Source organism: Actinocorallia sp. API 0066 (genome assembly GCF_020991275.1).
Taxonomy (GTDB): Bacteria; Actinomycetota; Actinomycetes; order Streptosporangiales; family Streptosporangiaceae; genus Actinocorallia.
This window is the reverse complement of record NZ_JAJLQY010000001.1, coordinates 15,477-34,076: the sequence shown is the minus strand read 5'-3', so window position 1 is coordinate 34,076 and position 18,600 is coordinate 15,477. Positions and strand designations below refer to the sequence as shown.

General features: G+C 69.3%; 16 protein-coding genes, 1 tRNA gene and 1 pseudogene. 9 read left to right on the top strand and 9 right to left on the bottom strand.

Translation table 11 applies throughout. The features are described 5' to 3' along the window. The first annotated feature begins 691 nt into the window (after positions 1-691). Positions 692-1,753 carry an HEXXH motif-containing putative peptide modification protein gene (locus tag LO762_RS33280; RefSeq protein ID WP_230611049.1) on the top strand — a complete coding sequence of 354 codons (1,062 nt, stop codon included), beginning with the start codon at positions 692-694 and terminating at the stop codon, positions 1,751-1,753. Between the two features lie 8 nt (positions 1,754-1,761). Here LO762_RS33280 and fxsT read toward each other — a convergent pair whose 3' ends face one another. After that, positions 1,762-4,278 carry an FxSxx-COOH system tetratricopeptide repeat protein gene (gene fxsT / locus LO762_RS00145; protein WP_230611047.1) on the bottom strand — a complete coding sequence of 839 codons (2,517 nt, stop codon included), beginning with the start codon at positions 4,276-4,278 and terminating at the stop codon, positions 1,762-1,764. Between the two features lie 126 nt (positions 4,279-4,404). On the opposite strand from fxsT, the gene LO762_RS00140 reads away from it, so the two are divergent. After that, the gene (locus tag LO762_RS00140; protein WP_230611044.1) at positions 4,405-4,599 is read left to right on the top strand and encodes a hypothetical protein; all 195 of its coding nucleotides are present in this window, start codon (positions 4,405-4,407) and stop codon (positions 4,597-4,599) included. An 85-nt stretch (positions 4,600-4,684) separates the two neighbouring features. Then, on the top strand, positions 4,685-6,337 hold the full coding sequence (locus LO762_RS00135; RefSeq protein WP_374201516.1) for a tetratricopeptide repeat protein: 1,653 nt from the start codon (positions 4,685-4,687) through the stop codon (positions 6,335-6,337). Between the two features lie 78 nt (positions 6,338-6,415). Here LO762_RS00135 and LO762_RS00130 read toward each other — a convergent pair whose 3' ends face one another. The 3 genes from LO762_RS00130 to LO762_RS00115 all read right to left on the bottom strand — a co-directional run bounded on the left by LO762_RS00130 (position 6,416) and on the right by LO762_RS00115 (position 9,908). Continuing rightward, positions 6,416-7,777 carry a pentapeptide repeat-containing protein gene (locus LO762_RS00130; protein WP_230611038.1) on the bottom strand — a complete coding sequence of 454 codons (1,362 nt, stop codon included), beginning with the start codon at positions 7,775-7,777 and terminating at the stop codon, positions 6,416-6,418. A gap of 149 nt (positions 7,778-7,926) precedes the next feature. Beyond that, the gene (locus tag LO762_RS00125) at positions 7,927-8,667 is read right to left on the bottom strand and encodes an SDR family oxidoreductase (protein WP_308103155.1); all 741 of its coding nucleotides are present in this window, start codon (positions 8,665-8,667) and stop codon (positions 7,927-7,929) included. A 746-nt stretch (positions 8,668-9,413) separates the two neighbouring features. Further along, the gene (locus LO762_RS00115) at positions 9,414-9,908 is read right to left on the bottom strand and encodes a YajQ family cyclic di-GMP-binding protein (protein ID WP_230611035.1); all 495 of its coding nucleotides are present in this window, start codon (positions 9,906-9,908) and stop codon (positions 9,414-9,416) included. Between the two features lie 131 nt (positions 9,909-10,039). On the opposite strand from LO762_RS00115, the gene LO762_RS00110 reads away from it, so the two are divergent. Continuing rightward, positions 10,040-10,121, top strand: a tRNA-Tyr gene (locus tag LO762_RS00110). Between the two features lie 121 nt (positions 10,122-10,242). On the opposite strand, the gene LO762_RS00105 is transcribed toward LO762_RS00110, so the two are convergent. After that, the gene (locus tag LO762_RS00105) at positions 10,243-11,163 is read right to left on the bottom strand and encodes a hypothetical protein (protein WP_230611032.1); all 921 of its coding nucleotides are present in this window, start codon (positions 11,161-11,163) and stop codon (positions 10,243-10,245) included. An 884-nt stretch (positions 11,164-12,047) separates the two neighbouring features. On the opposite strand from LO762_RS00105, the gene LO762_RS00100 reads away from it, so the two are divergent. The 3 genes and pseudogenes from LO762_RS00100 (at position 12,048) to LO762_RS33795 (ending at position 13,325) form a co-directional block, all read left to right on the top strand. Next, entirely contained in the window at positions 12,048-12,581 is a 534-nt protein-coding gene (locus LO762_RS00100; RefSeq protein ID WP_230611030.1) for a GntR family transcriptional regulator, read from the top strand. After that, positions 12,578-13,060, top strand: a pseudogene (locus LO762_RS33800) (GntR family transcriptional regulator); the annotation flags it as partial. The gene LO762_RS00100 and the pseudogene LO762_RS33800, both read left to right, overlap by 4 nt. Positions 13,061-13,151: 91 nt before the next feature. Further along, on the top strand, positions 13,152-13,325 hold the full coding sequence (locus LO762_RS33795; RefSeq protein WP_374201528.1) for a UTRA domain-containing protein: 174 nt from the start codon (positions 13,152-13,154) through the stop codon (positions 13,323-13,325). 118 nt (positions 13,326-13,443) lie between these two features. On the opposite strand, the gene LO762_RS00090 is transcribed toward LO762_RS33795, so the two are convergent. From LO762_RS00090 to LO762_RS00075, 4 genes are all read right to left on the bottom strand, one after another. After that, positions 13,444-14,052, bottom strand: a complete 609-nt coding sequence (locus LO762_RS00090; protein WP_230611024.1) for a helix-turn-helix transcriptional regulator — start codon at positions 14,050-14,052, stop codon at positions 13,444-13,446. Between the two features lie 1,098 nt (positions 14,053-15,150). Continuing rightward, complete coding sequence (locus tag LO762_RS00085; protein ID WP_374201515.1) at positions 15,151-15,735, bottom strand: relaxase/mobilization nuclease domain-containing protein; 585 nt, start codon at positions 15,733-15,735, stop codon at positions 15,151-15,153. 542 nt (positions 15,736-16,277) lie between these two features. Continuing rightward, on the bottom strand, positions 16,278-16,520 hold the full coding sequence (locus LO762_RS00080; RefSeq protein ID WP_230611019.1) for a type II toxin-antitoxin system RelE/ParE family toxin: 243 nt from the start codon (positions 16,518-16,520) through the stop codon (positions 16,278-16,280). Next, positions 16,517-16,774: a hypothetical protein gene (locus LO762_RS00075; protein WP_230611017.1), complete on the bottom strand. Its 258-nt coding sequence runs from the start codon at positions 16,772-16,774 to the stop codon at positions 16,517-16,519. Before LO762_RS00075 ends, LO762_RS00080 begins: the two co-directional genes overlap by 4 nt. A gap of 317 nt (positions 16,775-17,091) precedes the next feature. Between LO762_RS00075 and LO762_RS00070 the strand changes: the two genes are divergently transcribed. Next, positions 17,092-17,688, top strand: a complete 597-nt coding sequence (locus LO762_RS00070; RefSeq protein WP_230611014.1) for a hypothetical protein — start codon at positions 17,092-17,094, stop codon at positions 17,686-17,688. Positions 17,689-18,079: 391 nt separating this feature from the next. Then, positions 18,080-18,319, top strand: a complete 240-nt coding sequence (locus LO762_RS00065) for a DUF2283 domain-containing protein (protein WP_230611011.1) — start codon at positions 18,080-18,082, stop codon at positions 18,317-18,319. The last annotated feature ends 281 nt before the right edge of the window (positions 18,320-18,600 follow it).

Genomic DNA, 18,600 nt, shown 5'->3' with positions numbered 1-18,600 from the left:
CGAAACCGGCACACCGCCCAACTAGACGAAGGCCATAAACGGCCTACAAAGCCGACATATCCCCCACTCGTCACGGACGGACGGCGCGTGGGGTCCGCCGGCACGTCCCGCCCCCAGGGCGCGGACAGCCCGAGGGCGTGGCCGTCCAAGCCGGACGAGTCGCGAACGCGACGGCGTCGCGGTGAACACGCGGCGTCCGGCGCCACGCCGTCCCGAGGACGCGGGGACGAAGGGATGCGGATCGCCGTTCGTCGAAGGCGCCCCTGTCCGACGCGGTCCTGCAGGACCGTTCGCGGCCAACCCTGAGTGCGGTTGCTTCTCCGGCGTCCCACGACCGACGGCTACGGACTCGTCCGCTCGGCGCACGGCCTGTCATGGTTCGCCGTGGATCTTGGAGCGGCGGCCGCCCCGGGATCTGAACACCGGCTATTGCCGGATGCGCTCGCGCCTCCGTCCCGAATGCGCCGATCCACGCCGGCTAATAGCCGGTCATGGCATGTGACACTTGGAGAAATCCACGGATGTGGATAATTGGGGTAAATCTCCAGCAGAGATGGGTCGGTGAACGATGGACCGCGTGGTTCTTCCCCGTCCGGTGTTCGAGCGGATCGCGGCGGGGGGTGGAAGTCCGGAGGCCCTGAGGTTTCTGCAACGGGTCGCCCGGGCGCGGGCTGTTGTGTTGGTGCGGGCGGTGGGTGACGAGGCGGGGGACGACGACGTCGCCTCGGCGTTCGGGCTTCTGGTCGAGGCCCATGAACGGGCTCCGGAAGAGACGGAACGGGTGCTGCGTTATCCGTCGATCGGCTGTTGGGCGCTTTATGCGTTGCGTTCCGCGCGCGCGGGGAATCCGGCTCCGGCGCGACTCATGACGGGGGTCGCCGCCGCGGCGGCCGTGCGTGCCGGAATTCCGTGCCCGCCTATCGATGACGCGCTACTGCTGCCGTCCTTGGGCTACGCCGTGCCGGGGCCCGGGGGACGTCCAAGGGTGGTGCGTCCCCTGTCGTCCATCCGAGCGCACGGCCTTCATCTGACGTTCGACGATCTCGACCCTTACGCGTTCGTCCCACCGGACGCCTTTCCCGCGAACGCCTCCGTGCTGTCCCTACGAGGCGAGGAGCTCGCCCACTGGAGCGCGATGGTAGGCGAGGCCGCCCGCATCCTTTCCAGGGACCATCCGGACTTCCACCCAGAGATACGCGAGGCGTTCTCGGTGGTGGTACCACTCGCCACGCGCGACGGAGGCCCGCTCAGCGGCAGCTCCCGGAGGACGTTCGGGGCCCTCGCCTGCACCCGGCCCGACGACCCCGTGACGCTCGCCGAGACGTTCGTGCACGAGGCCCAGCACGCGAAGCTGAGCATGCTGACCCAGCTCGTCGACCTCATCGCGCCCGACCGTCCCGCGACCCTGCACTACGCGCCCTGGCGCCGCGACCCGCGCCCCGCGACGGGCCTCCTGCAGGGCACCTACGCGCACATGGGCGTCGCCGCCTTCTGGGACCGCAGGCGGCGCCTGGCGGGCACCCGCGCCGAGACCGAGGCCGCGCACATCCGCTTCTGCCGCTGGCGGGACGCCGCGCGCGACACCGCGCGCCTCATCGCCGCCGAGGTCCCCCTCACCGAGCTGGGCCGGGCCTTCCTCGCGGGCATGAACCGGACGCTCGACACGCTGGCCGCCCGGCCCGTCCCGCCGTCCGCGCGGGTGACCGCCCGCGCGCAGGCCACTCGGCACCGGCACCGCTACGCCACCCCGTGAGGCCGGGGTCAGATCGGGGACGGGTCGAAATCGAAGTCCATCCGCTCGCCCGCGGCCATCGCGGCGACCCGCGGGTGCTGGCGGCCGAGCCGCGCCTCCATCGCCCGCGTCGCCTCCTCGCGTAGGACGAGGGCCCGCTCTGGATCGGTGGCGGCTAGGTCAAGACCGAGGTTGAAACGGCAGCCGAGGGTGACGGGGTGCCTTTCGCCGAGCCGCTCGACGGCGAGGGCCAGCGTGGACTCGCCGCGTTCGACCGCCTCGGGGAGCCGCCGGGCCGCCGCCAGGTCGCCCGCGAGGTTCACCGCGCAGCAGACCTGCAGGAAGCTCCGGCCCCGCAGCCGGGCGTCCTGGCTCGCCACCGCGTGCTCGCTGAGCGCCACCGCCTCCTCCGGCTCGCCTTGCAGCCGGTTCAGCAGCGCGAGGTTGCTGCGCACGCCCTGCACGTAAGGGTGGTCGTCGTCATAGATGGCCAGCATGCGCGTGTGGGCGCGGCGTAGCAGCTCGTCCGCCTCCGTGAGCTTGCCCGCCTCCCGGTAGACGTTCGAAAGCAGGATCTCCGCGGCGACCTTGTCGGGGTGCCGTGCCCAGAGCGCGCTCCCGTAACGCGCGTGCCTCTCCTCGGCGAAGGCGACGGCGTCAGGGCTGGCCCCTTCGGCGAGGCGCAAGGCGATGGCGAAGTCGTTGGCCGCCCGCATCGTCCGGACGTGGTCGGGGCCGCGGGTGGCCAGGACCATGCCGTAGACCGTCTCGTTCTGCTCCCTGGCGTCCCCGTAGTCGCCGCCGAGCCTGATCGCCCGCACGAGGTTGTTCAGGACCACCTGGACGGCCGGGTGCTCCTCCGAACCGTGCAGCGCGCGCCGGTCGTCGTAGATGCGGCTCAGCAGGGCGATCACTTCGGGGAACTCCCCGGCCAGCATCATGTCGAGCGCGAGGTCGAGTTCCAGGCTGAGGGTCAGCCTGTCCTTCTCGCCCAGGACGCGCCGGTGCCGTGGCACTTCGCGCTCGTTGAGGCGGTAGGCACCGATGAAGTCGCCGGTGGCGCGAAGGTCCGTGCTGAGGCTGTTGACCAGAAGGAGCAGTTCGCGGTGGTCGCGGTCCAGGTGCGCCTCGCCCAGCGCCGCCGTCTCGACGTCCAGCCGGTGCGCCTCGGCGTAGGAACCCAGGTCGCGTAGCGCGTTGCCGAGGTTGCGGCGTAGGGCGCACAACTCCGCCACGGGCACCTCCGGCGCGTCCTTCCACCGCCGTAGGACGCGGCGCGCCAGCCGCTCGGAAGCCAGCGGGTCGCCTGCCGAGTGCAGGTACCGCACCGCCGCCTGCAGGAGATGCCTGGTGGTCGGCTCCTCAGGGTGGCGCAGCGCCTCCGACGGCTCCAGGTGCGGCAGGACGGACGCGAAGAGCGGCCAGTCGGCCGGGGCGTCCGGCGAGCGCGGGTCGGCGAGCGCGTTGGCCAGCAGCCGCCTGACGTTCTTCAGGCTCGTCGCCCTGGAGTCCGCGCTGGCGTCCTCCCGGGTGAAGCTCTGGAACAGCCGGTGCATCTGCACCGTCCTACGCTCGACGTCCACGTCGATGAAGGAGTAGCGGCGCAGGAGTCCCACCGCCCGGTTGAACCGGAGCGGGCTGCTGAGAGTCTCTCCCAGGTCGCCCTCGACGACGCCGGGGCCGACGCTCAGCACCGAGCGCGGCAGCGCCTCGGGGCCGAAGAAGGCGAGCAGCTCAAGCAGCTCGACCGCAGGCTCGCTCTTGTCTCGCAGGCTCTCCAACGAGACGCTCCAGGTGGCCGCGAGCGGCACCGGGTACTCCACCGGCTTGCCCTCGGCCATGAGCTCGCCGGCCTTGGTGCGGAGGACCTCCAGGTACTCCTCCGACGGCATGCCCGTCTGGGCCTGCATGCTGCCCGCCTGCTCCAGCGCCAAGGGCAGGTGGCCCAGCTCGCCCGCGAGCGCGTCGGCCTGCTCGTCGCCCAGGGACGGCAGCCTGCGGTGCAGGAAGTCGCGGCTCTCCTTGGGCGAGAACTCCGGGACGGTGATCGTAGGCGCGACCCCTTCCCAATCGAAGTTCCGTGACGTGATCAGCACGTGGCCCGGGCCGTCGCTGGGATAGCTGTTCACCAGGTCGGCGGGGTCGTCGGCGTTGTCGAACACCAGAAGCCAGCGCGCGTAAGGACGACCCACCCGGAGGGCCTGGATGACGAGGTCCACCGTCTCGTTCTGGCTGACGGGCACACCCAGGTGCGGCGCGAGCTGGCTCAGCGTGGCACGCACGTTGTCCGGGAACTCCGAGGGAATCCACCAGACGAGGTCGTAGTCCGCGAGGTTGCGGTAGACGTACTCCACGGCGATCTGCGTCTTGCCGACGCCGCCCTTGCCGTAGAGCGCCGCCGGAAGCACCGCCGTCGGCCTGGCCCGCACCAGCTCGCGGAGCTGTTCGAGCTGGTCCTCACGCCCGGTGAAATGGATGTTCCGCTGCGGTACCTGCCCCCAGACCTCGGGCCTTGACTCGCCGGGGCTTGACTCGTTGGCTGGCATGGCCCCTCCGGGAAATCGCGAGAATATCATCGTACGGGGAAAGGCCGATTGATGAAACCATACCGATACTGGTCCCGAGCCGGTCCGTCTAGGATGATGAGGGCAGGTCTAACAAGGAGCCGGGCGATGGATTCCCCTGCGGATGGCATCACGACGGAGCTGGCCGATGTGACGGCGCTGCGGCTGTCGGACGTGCGATCGATCGAACCGGCACAGGTGACGGCCTTCGTCTCCCGAATTCTCGCCTGCGAAAGGGACTCCGCGGACCCTCTCCTGAGCGGCGGATATCACGAGGACCGGCAAGAGCGGGCGGCGAGGTGACCGTCGTGCGACAATCCGGATACGACCGGCTAAATCATCGCTACTGGCGACACAGCCGTCACGGACAACGGGGTGGATTCCGGCGATGGCCCCATCAGGGCTGACGGGGGAGCCGTCAGGAAATCCGTTTTCCGGGTTTCGGTCCTATTCCGAAATGCGGAGCGCGGAGTTCCACGGCCGCGACGCCGAGACAGAGTCCGTCGCGGACCTGTGGCGTCGCGGGCGCGTCACCGTCCTGCACGGCCGCGCGGGCGTAGGCAAGACCTCGCTCCTGGAAGCCGCCCTCATCCCCCGGCTACGCGCCCGCAGAGCCAACGTGCTGCCTTCCGGACACCCCGGGCGCGACGCCCTGCTGCCGGAGGCCGCCACCGCCGCCCGGAACCTCTTCTCCGTCTCCCTCCTGCGCACGTGGAGCGCGGAGGTCATGGTCCGGCCCGGCACCATCGGCTCCTTCCTGCGGGACAGGTCGCGCATGTCGCCGCTGCTCGCCGCCGTCGACCAGGCCGAGGACCTCTTCCGAGGCAGGCGCGCCGCCGAACGCGCCGACGTCCTCGACGCGCTCCTCGCCGCGCCCCGCGTGCACCTGCTGTTCTGCGTGCGGGACGACAGGCTGGAGGACCTGCTGGACGAGGTACGAGAGCGCGCCTCCTCCTCCGGGGAGTCCGACGGCGTCGCCGTTGTGGCCCTGGACGGGCTGCGGCCTCCCGCCGCCAAGGAAGTGCTGGAACGGACGTTCGCGGCAGCCGGTGCGCCTGCCCCCCGCGAGCAGATCACCGAGACCGTGCGCGCGCTGTGCGCACTGCGGAGGTACGACTCCACCGGCAGGTACCAGGACGACCCGCTGCCTACCGCCGAACCGTGGCACGTCCGCGCCGCGGGGCGCTGGCTCTGGGACCGTCCGCGCGACCTGCCCGTGACACCCGCCGACGTCGACGCCGCCCTCGCCGAACGGCTCGCCGAGGTGTTCGGCGCCGTCGCCGCGGGCTTCGAGCGCGACAGGCTCCGGCTCTACCGGTGGTTCGCCGGAGCCTTCATGACCGCTACCGGACACGCGAGGCTCGTCCCGGAAGCGGAGGTCCTGTCTGCGGGGCTTCCGCCCGCCGCGCTCGCCATGTTCGTGGACCGCTATGTGCTGCACCACACGCGCGTGGACGGGGCGTCCGTCTACCGGATCGCCGGCGACCGCCTGCTATCGCCGCTCGACCTACTCGCCGACCCGCGCGCGTGGCCCGATCAGCCCGACCTCGTCGAGGACAGGCTCGCCGCCGCCGTCCAGTCGCTTGTGGCGGGCGACCACGAGGCGGCCGAACACCGCGCAGGCGAAGTCCTCGCCCAGGCGGGCCCGGACAGGCGGCTGAAGATAGACGCCTACACGCTGCTCGGGAACGTCGCCTTCGCCCAGCACAGGGACCACGACGCCAAGGACGCCTACCAGAACGCGATGACGCTCCTGGACACCTTCGAGTCCCGTAGAGACCGCGCGATGGTCGGCGTCCTCATGGCGGCCCTCGCAAGGCTGTCCCTCCAGGGCGGCCGCTCCGCCGAGGCCGTCGAACTCCTGCGCGCCGCCGCCACCCGGCTGCCCACCGACCCCGGCGTGAAGACCGAACTGGCCCGCGCCCTCGCCGGGTCCGGCCAACGCGCCGCCGCGGCCGCCGTCATCCGCCCCGTCACCGCCCCCGCCGAGGACGTCGACTTCCACCGCCTCCGCGCCCAGATCCTCGACGAGAACCGCTGACCCTTGCGCCGCCGTCAGCAGGAGCCGCGCCAGATGACGTCCGGACCACGGTGCACGGCGCGCGCCAAAAGGTGTGGGTCAGAGGCGGGCGAGGGCGCCTGACGGGGTGCGGTGCCAGCCGGGAGGCGGAGGGTCGTCCGGGCGGGTGTGGGCGCCGGTGAAGTCGGGCGAGCCACGGACGGAGCCGAGAGCAACGCCGTTCAGGACGGTGCCCGTCAGGCGGGTGCCGTTGAGGCGGGCGTCGGCGAGCCGGGCGGAGGCGAGGACGGCGTCGGAGAGGTCGGCGTTCGTCAGGGTCGCACCCGTGAGGTCGGCCTTGGTGAAGTCGGCGCCCAGCGCGCTGGCAGCCGTGAGGGTGGCGTCACCCAGCGCGCTTGAGGCGGCCCGAACGCCGTTGAGGACGGCGTCCGTCAGGTCCGCGTCCCGCGCGTTGACCGAGGTGAGGCGCGCGCCCGTCAGGTCCGCGCCGCGCAGCGACGCCTCGGCGAGCACCGCGCCGTCCAGGTCGGCGGGACGCCCCTCGGCGGGGCCCAGATCGGCTCCTGGGCCCCGGACGCCCGTCAGGTCGGCCCTGGGCAGGGCCGCGCCGCGCAGCCGCGTCCCGGCGAGGCTGGCGCCCCGCAGCGACACGCCCGGCAGGACGGCGAGGGCCAGGACCGCCCCGTCCAGCACCACCCCGTCCAGGACGGACTCCGCTAGCCGTGCCCGGGAGAGGTCGGCGCCGGTGAGGTCGGCCGCGGTCAGGTCCGCCCGGCTCAGGTCAGCACCGGGCAAGGCGAGGCCGGAGAGGTTCGCGCCGCGCAGGTTGAGCAGCGGCTCACCCGCCTCCGGCTCCTGGCCCGCGCGCAGCCGCCCGAGAGCGCCCATCGCCGCTTGCAGGTCCTCGGGGATCTCGTCGCCCGCGCGGGACCGCGACACCCGGCGCGCGTAGGCCGCGACGACGTCGAGCACCGCGCCCCGGTCGCGCGCCGAGTCCACCGCGATGCGTTCCAGGGCGTGGATCGCCCCGATGCGCTGCTCCACCTGCCCGGCCAACTGCTCCACGGCGCGCGCGAACCTGTCCGTCATCTGCGCGGACTCGCTCTGCCGCAGCGTCTCCAGCGCCGCCTTGTGCTGGTTGCCCGTCTGCTCGACGGTGTTCTCCAACGTCCGCCTGCCCAGCCCGAAAGACTTCACCGTGTAGAGGAACGCGCCTACGGCCATCAAAGCGGTGAATATCTGGACCAGCCCTGAACGGGTCTCCTTACGCGCCACGATCAGCCGTTTCTCTCGTTCCGCTTCCACCAGATGGGCGAGGTCATGCGCTACCAGCAGCTCGGTAACGGGCCCCATGAGGACGACGAAGACGGACCCCGCCAAGGCGAGGACGAGAAGGATCACCGCCCATTCGGCGACGCCTTCCAGAAAACGCCGTCCGCGCGAGGGGGGTGAGCTCGACATACCACCAAGACTACTTAAAAACCCCTTCACTCATGATTCACGACCGACTACACAAATACCCCTTCTTCCGTGGCCACCTGTGCCCTATGACACACATTTTCCTGTTCTGCGAGGCCCGCCCCGTTTCGCCGCCTGAGGACGGGTGACGTTCATGGGTCGACGCGGCGTCCGCCGTCGATGGTGACGGTCGTGGCGTTGATGAAGGACGCCTCGTCCGACAGTAGGAAGGCGACGAGGTCAGCCACCTCCTCCTGCGTGCCGAGCCTTCCCATCGGATGCTCGGCGGCGACCCTCTCCTCGGCGGCCTCCCGTCCCTCAGGCAGCCCACCCAGGTACTCCTCCAGCGGCGGCGTCAGGACGGACCCCACGGCGATCGCCTTCACCGTGATCCCGTGACGCCCGTACTCCAGGCCCGCGTTACGCGTCAGCCCGATGACGCCCTCCTTGGACGCCGCGTAGGCGGCCCTGTTGCCCGATCCGTCCACCATCGCGGTGTTGACGACCGTCCCGTGTCCCTGCTCCCGCATCTGCCCCAGCACGTACTTCAGCCCGAGGAAGGCTCCCCGCAGATTGACGGCGACGACCCTGTCGAACTCCACCGGCCCGTAGTCCTCGGTGCGCCGCCTCTCCCCCGCGACCTCCGCGTTGTTGAAGAACCCGTCGATCCGCCCGAACGTCCTCACCGTCTCCGCGACCACCCGAGCCACATCCGCCTCCCTTTTCACGTCCGCCACGATCTGCACGACGTCCGTCCCCCGCACCGCCCCCGCCACCACGTCCGCCGTCTCCCCCAACCCGTCCACCCCAAGATCCACCAACACCAGCCGGGCCCCCTCCCGAGCCACCCGCACCGCCACCGCCCGCCCCAACCCACCCCCACCCCCGGTCACCACCACAACCTTCCCCACGAACCTCCCACCCATCGCAGCCCCCTCCCCTCAACCCACCCCTCCCCCTCCCACCCCCGAGTTATCCACAACCCACCCAGGCCCCACCCTTCGGGTCAGGCCGCAGACGGCACCAAGCCCCCACAGCGCAGCACACGCACACCAGTTCGGCTCCCGAGGGTGAAGCCAGCGCAGTTGCCCCCCATCGAGCCAGAACGGGCTACCTTCGCGTCACCCCACCCGGCCGCGCCGGGCTCGGCCCCCGAGGCAAAGCCAGCGCGGTTGCCCCAGCAAGCCGGAACGGGCCACCTCAACGTCACCCCGCCCGGCCGCGCTCAGCACACGCGCGCCAGGCTCGGTTCCCGAGGCAAAGCCAGCGCGGTTGCCCAGCGAGCTGGAACGGGCCACCTCGGCGTCACCCCCGCCCGGCCGCGCTCAGCGGACGCGCGCCGGGCTCGCGTCCTGAGGTGAAGCCAGCGCGGTTCTCCCCTGCGGGAGCCGGATCGGGGCGGACTCAACGTCACCCGGCCCTGCCGCGCCCGACGACGCGCCGGACTCGGGCCCCAGGGGATGGAGCCACCGGGTGGCCCCTGCGCAGGAGCGTGTTCTCCGTGAGGGCCGGTCGGCGCGGGGACGGGCGTGTGGAGGCGTCACGGGGCGCGGTGTGCGGTCCGGGTGCGGGGCCCGGAGGTGTGCGGCCCGTGACGCCTCATCGAGGCTCGGCGGCCTCGCCAGTCGTCGTCCGGCCGCTAGCGGTAGTTGACGAACTGGAGGGCGACGTCGAGGTCGTCCTTGCCCTTGAGCAGGGCGATGACGACCTGCAGGTCGTCGCGCTTCTTGGAGCTGACCCGCAGCTCGTCACCCTGGATCTGGGCCTTGATGCCCTTCGGCCCCTCCTCCCGGATGATCTTGCCGATCTTCTTCGCGTTCTCCTGGGAGATCCCCTCCTTGAGGTTCACTCCGATCTTGTAGATCTTGCCTGACGCCTTCGGGTCCCCCGCGTCGAGGATCTTCAGCGACAGGCCGCGCTTGATCAGCTTCTCCTTGAACACGTCGAGCACGGCGAGCGCCCGCTCCTCGCTGTTCGCCTGGATCTCGATCGCCTCGCCTGACCACCGGATCCCCGCGTCGACGTTCCGGAAGTCGAACCGGTTCGCCACCTCCTTGGCAGCCTGGTTCAGCGCGTTGTCGGTCTCCTGCCGATCGAGCTTCGACACGATGTCGAACGAACTCTCCCCAGCCACACCCAACTCCTCACCTTCACAAACCCTGATCCCCCCAGTCTCTCAGCCCGCACCCCCACCCCCGTCCCCAAAACCCGTGCACGAACCACTCCCCGCATCCGCTAATATTTCTGACGTCGCAAGCGACACACGGCGGTTTGCCCGAGTGGCCAAAGGGAGCAGACTGTAAATCTGTCGGCATAGCCTACGGTGGTTCGAACCCACCAGCCGCCACGCAAGCGAAACGGGCCCCTGACCAGGCGATCTGGTCGGGGGCCCTTCGTTTTGCCCTTCCGGCGGTTCACGGTGATCACCGTGTTTCACCGGCTCTCCGCGGATGAGCGGCGGATGAGAATCAGGCGCCCCAGTGCCGGAACAGCATCGGGTTCACCGGGAGCTGGCCGACGGCGACCGCGTGCTCCAGGACGTTGAAGAGCGCCGACCTCCGCCGCGCGACCACACTCGAGGCAGCCGGTTCCCCGTCCTCTCGCCGCGACAACGTGATCATGACGGCCGTGACGCGGTCCGGGTCCCTCAGGACAGCCGTCGAGGCCGATCTCGCCGCAACCCGGTCGATCAGATCAGCCACCTCCTTGGGCGTGTCGGCCCGCCGATCCAGATTGAACGCCCACGACGACAACGCCCGACTGACGAGGAAATCATCGGACGGACCCCGTCGACCATCCGCAAGGACAAGGGTGACCTTCGTCAGAACCTCAATGGCGCCGCGACGGGTGCTGTGCTTGATCGTCGGCCACTTCGCCTCCAGATAACCGACCGCGAACACGAACCAGGCAAGCGGCTCCGCCACGACGGCTTCGGCGAGAAGGAGCCTCTCCAGCTCGTCAAGATCCGGCCCCGGCATCGCGGCGGGCGCCTTACGACCCAGCTTCGCCAGCGCGGACTCCTGGGAGTCGCTGATGCAATGCACGTAGACGCGCAGCAGAACCGGGACGCTGTTCCCAGCCCATTCCGCGACCTGGGCCGGGTCCACCCCGGAGCTGAGCCAGATCGAAAGCCGCGCGTGCCGCAGATCGTAGGGCCGCTCCGCAAGGACGGAGACGACCTCCCGAGCACTGAGGACAGCCCTGCGAGCAAGGTCCCAGACGCGGTTCACGGTGCTCTCCGAGACGAACCAGCCGTCCTCGCCCCGGAACAGCCGCCCGTCCGGCGCCGTCCCGTACCGGTCGAGATGGCGGCGCAGGATCTTGCCGAGCAACGGGCTGATCGGCACCGGCCGCGTCTCGTTCTCCGCCCGGTGCTTGAGCTGCCGCACCTCACGCTCACCGCTGTCGGTCCAGTCCCCACCACGTCGGGAGACGACTTCTCCAGGTGGAACCACCCCCACTCGTCCTCGTCGTCGGGCAGCTCGATGAACTCCTCCCGCAGCGCCACGGCCTCGCCCGGCCGGAGCCCGGCCAGGAAAAGGCACGCGAAGAACGCCTGGAGGTGAGCGCCCATCGCGCCGGTCTCCGCGACCGCGATGAGCAGCCGCCGCCCCTTCGCCTCACCGACGACCCGGCGCCGGTCGAGCGCCTCGCTGCTCCTGGCGGCGGGCAAGGTCGTCACCAGCAGCGGGTTCACCGTCAGGTGCTGCTTCACGACGGCGTACTTCAACGCGTTGAACACCACAGCCCGCTTACGCTGGTACGTCGAGACCGCCGCCTTCGTCCCGTCAAGCTTCCGCGTGAGCTGCACGAGGACGGCCTGGGCGACATCGGCGTCGGCGAGGTCCGCGACGTCCAGGGCGTGCGTCTCCACCCACCGCACCGCCTTCTTCCACTTCTCCGGGACACGGCCTCGACGTTCCTCGGTCCGGAACGCCCACGACGTCATCGCCTCGTGCACCTCGTCCTTCGGCGGATGGCCTTCCTCCCAGCGGACGAGCGCCAGCGTCGCCCCGGCCAGCCCCTCGGCGATGCCGCGCCGATGCCCAGGCGACGCGGTCGGCCACTTCATGTCGACGTAAGCAAGCGCGAACTCCAACCAGCTCGGACCCGCCGTCCGCGCGCTGCCGGACGTAGACACCGAACCGGCTCTCCCCGTCCGACGCCATCAACCGGCCATCCCGGTCATCGATCTCGAACACCTTCAAGGCGCTGATCAGGGGCACTTTCTTCCTTTCCAGGGCAAGAAGAAACCCCACCCGGAGACAAGCCAGTGACCAGCGGTTGGACCAGCACGTCGGTGCCGTACATCACGCCGGGAAGTAAGGACGTCTGGGCCGAAGAGGCAGCCGCACGTGGCGGAAAGGGAAGCCAGCGGATCGCCTACGCGGGCGAAACCGTCGCACCCGCCGACATCGCCCACCTCCTGGGCCTCGGCGACGACGGCGCGGCGATCGTCCGACGCCGCGTCATCTACCTGGACGAGCGGCCCATCGAGCTGACCGACTCCTACTACCCGCCCGCCATCGCCGCCGGCACCGCCCTGGCCACCCCCGCGAAGATCCGAGGCGGCGCCGTCACCCTCCTCGCCGAGCTCGGCCACGCCGGCGCCCACGTCCAGGAGGAAGTCACCGCCCGCCCCCCGACACCGGAGGAACGCGACCTCTTCGCCCTGACGGAAACCGAACCCGTCCTCACCCTGACCCGCCTCATCCGCGACGACGCCGACCGACCCGTCCAAGCCGACGTCATGGTCACCCCCGCCCGCAGCACCCGCCTCCGCTACGAACTCAAGGTGACCCAATGACCCAAGACCCACGCCCTCTCCACCAACGCATCGCCGCCGACCTCCGCGACGAAATCCTCAACGGCGTCCTCCCCCCAGGCACCACCCTCCCCTCCACAGGCCAGCTCAAGGACCGCTTCAACGCCGCCAACGCCACCATCCAAAAAGCCGTCCAACTCCTCAAAGACGAGGGCCTCCTCATCAGCCGCCCCGGCGCCAACATCACCATCCGCCCCCGCCGCCAACGCACCATCCGCCCGTCCATCTCCCTCAAACCCGCCCCACCCGGCGAGCCCTACGCCTGGCTCACCCACATCCCCGACGAAGACGAGACGGCCGTGAGCGAGCTCCTCGATGTCGTCGAAGTGGTGCCGCCACCCCAGCCCGCCGCCGCACTCGGCCTCGCCCAGGACGAACCCGCCCTCCGCCGCACCCAGATCCTCCGCGTCAACGACGAACCGGTCGAACTCGTCACCAGCTACTACCCCCTGGACCTAGCCCGCGACACCCCCATGATGGAACCCCGCAGAATCAAGGGCGGCGCCCCCACCCTCCTGGAATCCCTCGGCTACCCACCCATCCACGCCATCGATCTCCACCCGGATTCCCACCCCCACCGAATACCAAGCCCTCAACCTCCCCAGCGACCTCCCCGTCCTCCACACCTTCCGCGTCGTCTACTCCCACAACAACCGCCCCATCGAAGCCACCACCATGATCAAACCCGGCCACCTCACCGAACTCCACTACAAACTCACCCCCTAACACGGACCGCGAGCCACGGCGGGCAGCGGGACGGGGCCACTCCGGGCCCGCGCCACCCCATGCCCGCCCTGGCCAGGAATGTGCCGCACAGAGAGCTACCTCTGTGGACATCTAGGTATCAGCGGAGCCTGGGAGGTAGCGGCGCCCATCCGTAGCGCCCGCGCCGCCAACTCCTCTCATGGGCCCGGTCCCATGCCGCCAGCCACTCCTGCACCCGGTCGGCGTCATACGCATCGGCCAAGATCATCACAAGGGCCCGGCTTGGCCGACGCCACGAGCGACGATCCGGTCCGCGCAGAGCCGCGCTGAGGGTGCTGGGCCGCAGGAACTCGCTAGCGTCCCGCCGCACCAACTCGGCGATGCTGATCTCCGCGCTAGCCCACAGAGTGCGCAGCGCCCGACGTAGGTCGGCGTAGTCGCGCACCGCGTCGGGGTCGTACTCGGTGGGATCGAGGTAACAGCGATACCTCGCATCGTGCGCGTCCTCCCAGAGCCGCCGAGCCCGACTCAGATCGACACCACAGCCACGGGCATACGCCTCTACAGCGGGCCAAGGCGGTACCGACCGCCCCGAAGCCGCCCGCGAGAGGCGGCTTCCGGAGCACCCCACCCTCATCCCCAGCTCCCTATACGTGAGCCCGGACCGCTGGCGCTGACGGCGCAGCCACGTGACCAGCCTCCTCAGCTCGCGACTATCCGTCTCAACCGGTCTCTCCAGTCGTGCCATATCCCCTCCATGACGACTCGTAGTGGCCAGGGCCATGACGACAGGATGGCAGCGCCCAGGAGCAGACCAGTCGTTGGTCAGATAATTGATGCGGTGAGCGCTACACAGTCTTTTCCTCCACGTATCCCCAGCTCAAAGCACCCCCATTCAATTAATGTGACATGCGTCATGGTCGATCGAAGTCGCGTAGCGAGTGCGGATTGTGCGGCTTGCCTCGCTCACCTGAGTTTCTGCGATCACCACGTCGGGTTGATGCCAGCATGTGGTCAGGGGCGATCGGCTGACGCGCCGCGTCTGGTCCTCGGAGCCTGCTCCCTTGGCGGTGAGCCAGACTCGGGCTTGCCGGTGGTCTTGCCCAGCAAAACGGAGCAGGGCAAGCGACACACGCCAGAAGCGTTGAGCAGTTGTGCAGGATCGGCGGCAGGAGAGCCTTCGGTAAAGGCAAGATTTTCGGATGAGCTGGGCAGAACTCATTACAGCGTGCCGCCCGCCCGGGCAAGGTCTTATCAGCCTGATCCGGCCAGCTCGCAGCACGGAGGCAAGGCTGGGCGGGGTCTCCGTTCAACCTGGGCAACGTTCCTGAGTGGGGTTGAGACGGCTGGGCAAGACCTCCGGGCCTCTGACGCGCGGCGGATGGGCAGGCGGGGACGGCGGCCGGGGCTGGGTCTTGGCGACGGGGCGGGCGGGTGTCACCGTTCTAGTTCGTGGCTGTGGTGGGGGCGGCTTCGGTCGCGGCCAGGCGGGAGAGGGCTCGGGTGGTGGCGCGGCGTGCTTCGGCAACCTGATCGATGAGGGAGACCAGGCGGAAGAGTTGGCGAAGGAGGCTGATCAGGCGGTCGTGGTCGGGCGCAGCGTGGATGCGGGCTATCCGTCCTGCGGTGCGGAGCCAGGGATGACGGGGAATTCGCGAGCGTTGCCTGGTCTGGGCTCCGCGGGCAAGTACGTCGCTCGCGTGGGCAAACGGGCCGGGACTGGTCGGCTCGTAGCGCAGGGGACAGGACGGCGTAGAGCGCGGAGACATCCCCCGCCGCGTCGGGCCACACCCTGCTGTCGTGCGGCTCGACGCCCGACAGCAGGGTGACGGTGTGGGCAACCTCCTCAATCCCACGGGTCCTTGCATACGGCGACATCGAGGCCGGGCAAGGTCGTCAGCCAGCGTTCGCGGAGTCTGGGCAAGGTCAGGTCGGGGGCGAGATGGCCGCCGCCGAACCACGCCGGGGCCTTACCCTCGGGCGGCGGGAGAGCGACGGCGTAGCCGGTGACGGCCCGGCTTCCGGAGGCGCGCCGGGCGCGCACAAGAGCGCCACCGGCAGTGAGCTCGGCGACGAGGGCGGCGGCCCGTACGTGACGGGCCAATGTGAGCCGTTCAGGTTCCGGTCGCAGGCCGTCGCGCACTCGGGCGGTCTCGGCGCGGCTGATGCTCGGCATGCCGCCCGTCACCCGGCCCGCCACCACCGACAGGCCGAATCGGCGCTCAAGTTCGCCGCAGATCCGCGACATCTGCTTGCGGTCCCACCCGGGCGACGCGACCTCTCCGTCCTCGCGCACGAGGTTGACCGCAACGTGGATGTGGTGTTGCCCTCGGCACTCGGACCGTGGTGGACCGCGATCCACCGGCACGGCGCCCGTCGGCCAGTTCGAGGGACTCGTCGGCCGCGATAACCCGCTGGTCCCGGTGTTCATTGGCCTCGCCCGGCCCAAACAGGTAGCGGACCAGCCCACCCACCGACTTGCCGCGGCGCATGATCTTATTGATCACTCGACCTCGGTCCCTGGACGTGCCCGGCAAGCAGGTCGAGAACGGCATCCAGCCGCCTCCCCGCACCGACGACGCCCAGAGACCGCCAACAGGACAGACTCGGCCATCAACCGCGGCACCGTCAGCCCGGCCTGTCTTGCGGCCCGCTCGACGAGGACACGCTCGTCATCGGAGAGCCTGACCTAATACCGGTACCGACGCCCGCCCTCCAGACGGCTCCGCCGCTCCGCAGCTACCACCGGACGGCCCTCAGGTTCAGGCACCTGATCCTCATCTTGCTGGACCGCGCTCTCCTGCGACGGGACATGTCCCCGCCTGCCCCGTCCAGCAGGCTCGAACCCTTTCAAAGCCACCTCCTTCACCTGCTTCCACATGGAAGCGGGCGTTCACAGGAGAGAAGGCGAAAAGAGGGTGCCTCGTGACGTGGAAGGGCCGACAGTCTTAGGTGACGTGCATCACCGAGATGTCAGGCGGTGCGGCCGACGTTGATGACGCGGATCTCGGCCGACGTGATCTCGTAGAGCACACGGTAGCGGCCGACACGAAGGCGGCGGATCTCGGGGCCGTAGGGGACAGCGTCAGGCGGAGCGGGATCGTCGGCGAGCCGGTCGATGGCGTCCATCGCGGCGCTCAGACCGGCCGGGTCGTCCAGGAAACGGGCCATGGCCTGGCTCACCCCGGCCTCGTAGACGACGGCGCGGGACGTCATCCGGTCGGCAACCCCAGCCGAGCCCGAACCTCGTCCGCAGGCACATACACGTTCAGCCCGGCGGCTTCCCGCGCCTTCCATACTTCGAGCGCGGCCTCGTCCTCAGCGTCGGCGAGATCCTGGGCGCTGGCACGGCGCTCCAGGGCACGTAGGCGCCGGTATTCCTCGATCGGGACGACGACGGCCGTCTCGCCCCCGAGATGGATGAGGTCGTGCCCTTCCGGGCCGGACCCGTGGATCTGCTCCGCCGTCACCGGATACCCCCTTCTGCGACGCCCGTCATGGCCGTCACCACGGTAACCGACACCAGCGGGCGAAGAGGAGTGAAGCCGCTCGTCTTGCACCGGGAGAGCCGGACGCCGACGTCTTCGGATCATTCTCCGGTGATCTGCAACGCCCGCCCCCTACTGTGCGTCATAGTCGGCAACCGTCGGGAATGTCCGGACATCCTCGCCCAGCTCGTCGGGGCGGCGGCTTCCCGGCGTGGAGAGCGGAGGGGCATCGGACATGAGGCGTTTCGGCGTTGGCCTCTGGGCCGTCTCGGTGGCGAGCGCGGGTTCTCGTCCTGATCGTGGTCGTGGAGACCATCCGCAGCATGGTGCGCGCCCACAAAGACCAGCAGCCGCCTCTTTCGCCTCCGGCCGAAGCAGAGCCGTCGTGCGACGACGTCAGGGCGGAGTACCTCGGTCGGGTGTGCCTCCGGTACGAGCGGATAGGCCTGGACATCCTCGCGCCCCTGACCGAGCGCGGCGAGCACCCGGTGATGATGCTCGGCAAGGTCTTCGTCCCACAGAAGGTCAGGGAGAACCCGCCGCCGCGGGAACTTCTAGATCTGCCGCGCGAAGTGGTGCGGCGACTTCTGGACGACGGCCACGTCGCCAAACTGCCGGACGGCATCGACCGGGCGGAGCTGGAAACCGCCCGCCAGGCTTACCGAGAACGTCCCGCACTCCCCGTCCTCGACGCGCTGGGCCAAACGCGCAAGGCCGTTGTGCTCGGCGACCCCGGCGCGGGCAAATCCACCCTCGGACGGTATGTGGTCCTCGCACTCGCACTCGCTCAGACCCGTCCCGAGGAACACCCCTGGGCGGTCCAGAAGACGCCCACGGAGTGGGCTAGCTCCCTTTGGTGGAGAGGTTCTGTAGGCGTGTGTGCGAGTAGTGGTTGACGGAACAATATGAGCCGCTCGCACCACGTTCCCCCTGTTCAGGGGCTTATACATAGTGGTCGCCGGGGTGCCGAACAAGGGAGCCAACCGTGTAGTTGGCCGAATTTCTGACTACTCCCGTAGTCAGATTCGGGAGTAGGGCATATCTGAAGATACCGTCGAGCAGGTTGCCAAAAGGGGGAGTAAGTCCAGAGGCAACCGGCCGGACGCATGGAAGTATCGAAGCAAAAAGGCATGGGTGGTCCTCAATCGAGATGGGCGTATAATTTCCGTGGACAGCAACCAGGAACGATGAATCCTGCGGCGCCTGGAGGCGCCGCAGGATTGCCTCTTCATATCTATAATATTGTCAAGATTGATTTCCGGCTCCTGTCGACAGTTTGGAGTCTCAGTGGAAGAATGGGCCTGTACCCTAAAAAAGGATAGCGAAACCGGAGCCTTCTATATTCAGATCGATGGGAGTGTGCCGATTGCTTACGGAGAGGCTGTGGAGCAATGTGTCCTCGAAGTTCCCGGCCGAGAGATGGATGTGGTTCTTGATTTTGATGCAGCAGGTCATCTCATTGGGATTGAGGTTATCGCCTCGCCGGAAGTCGTCACCTCTGCTGCAAAAAGGAAATCTGCACCATAAACCGAGGTGTTCACGGCCGACGATTCTGGCGGAAGTGGATCTGCGGCCTGCGGATCCTGGCTGAACTAGATCGAATCCGAATTCGCCCCGGCGTTCTCAGGATGGATTGTCCGAATGTCGGGTTCTCGGCTGAAGGCACCCGTGGGTGGCGCGGCCACTCGGACGGGCCCCTGGCCGGGCCCCGAGTTCGAGGCGTGACCGACAGGCCGCCGGCCGCCGATCGAGACGGGGACCGGACAATGGCGGCCAGCTTCTCGAAGAGGACCGGTTTTGTCGGCTCA

Excerpts from the sequence above, each read along its gene's own strand:
- LO762_RS00080 (WP_230611019.1), bottom strand. The coding sequence starts at position 16,520 with ATGACGTCCCGCGCCGTCGTCTACGAGGCCGGGGTGAGCCAGGCCATG.
- LO762_RS00140 (WP_230611044.1), top strand. The coding sequence starts at position 4,405 with ATGGATTCCCCTGCGGATGGCATCACGACGGAGCTGGCCGATGTGACG.
- LO762_RS00135 (WP_374201516.1), top strand. The coding sequence starts at position 4,685 with ATGGCCCCATCAGGGCTGACGGGGGAGCCGTCAGGAAATCCGTTTTCC.
- LO762_RS00130 (WP_230611038.1), bottom strand. The coding sequence starts at position 7,777 with ATGTCGAGCTCACCCCCCTCGCGCGGACGGCGTTTTCTGGAAGGCGTC.
- fxsT (WP_230611047.1), bottom strand. The coding sequence starts at position 4,278 with ATGCCAGCCAACGAGTCAAGCCCCGGCGAGTCAAGGCCCGAGGTCTGG.
- LO762_RS00085 (WP_374201515.1), bottom strand. The coding sequence starts at position 15,735 with ATGAACACCGGGACCAGCGGGTTATCGCGGCCGACGAGTCCCTCGAAC.
- LO762_RS00090 (WP_230611024.1), bottom strand. The coding sequence starts at position 14,052 with ATGGCACGACTGGAGAGACCGGTTGAGACGGATAGTCGCGAGCTGAGG.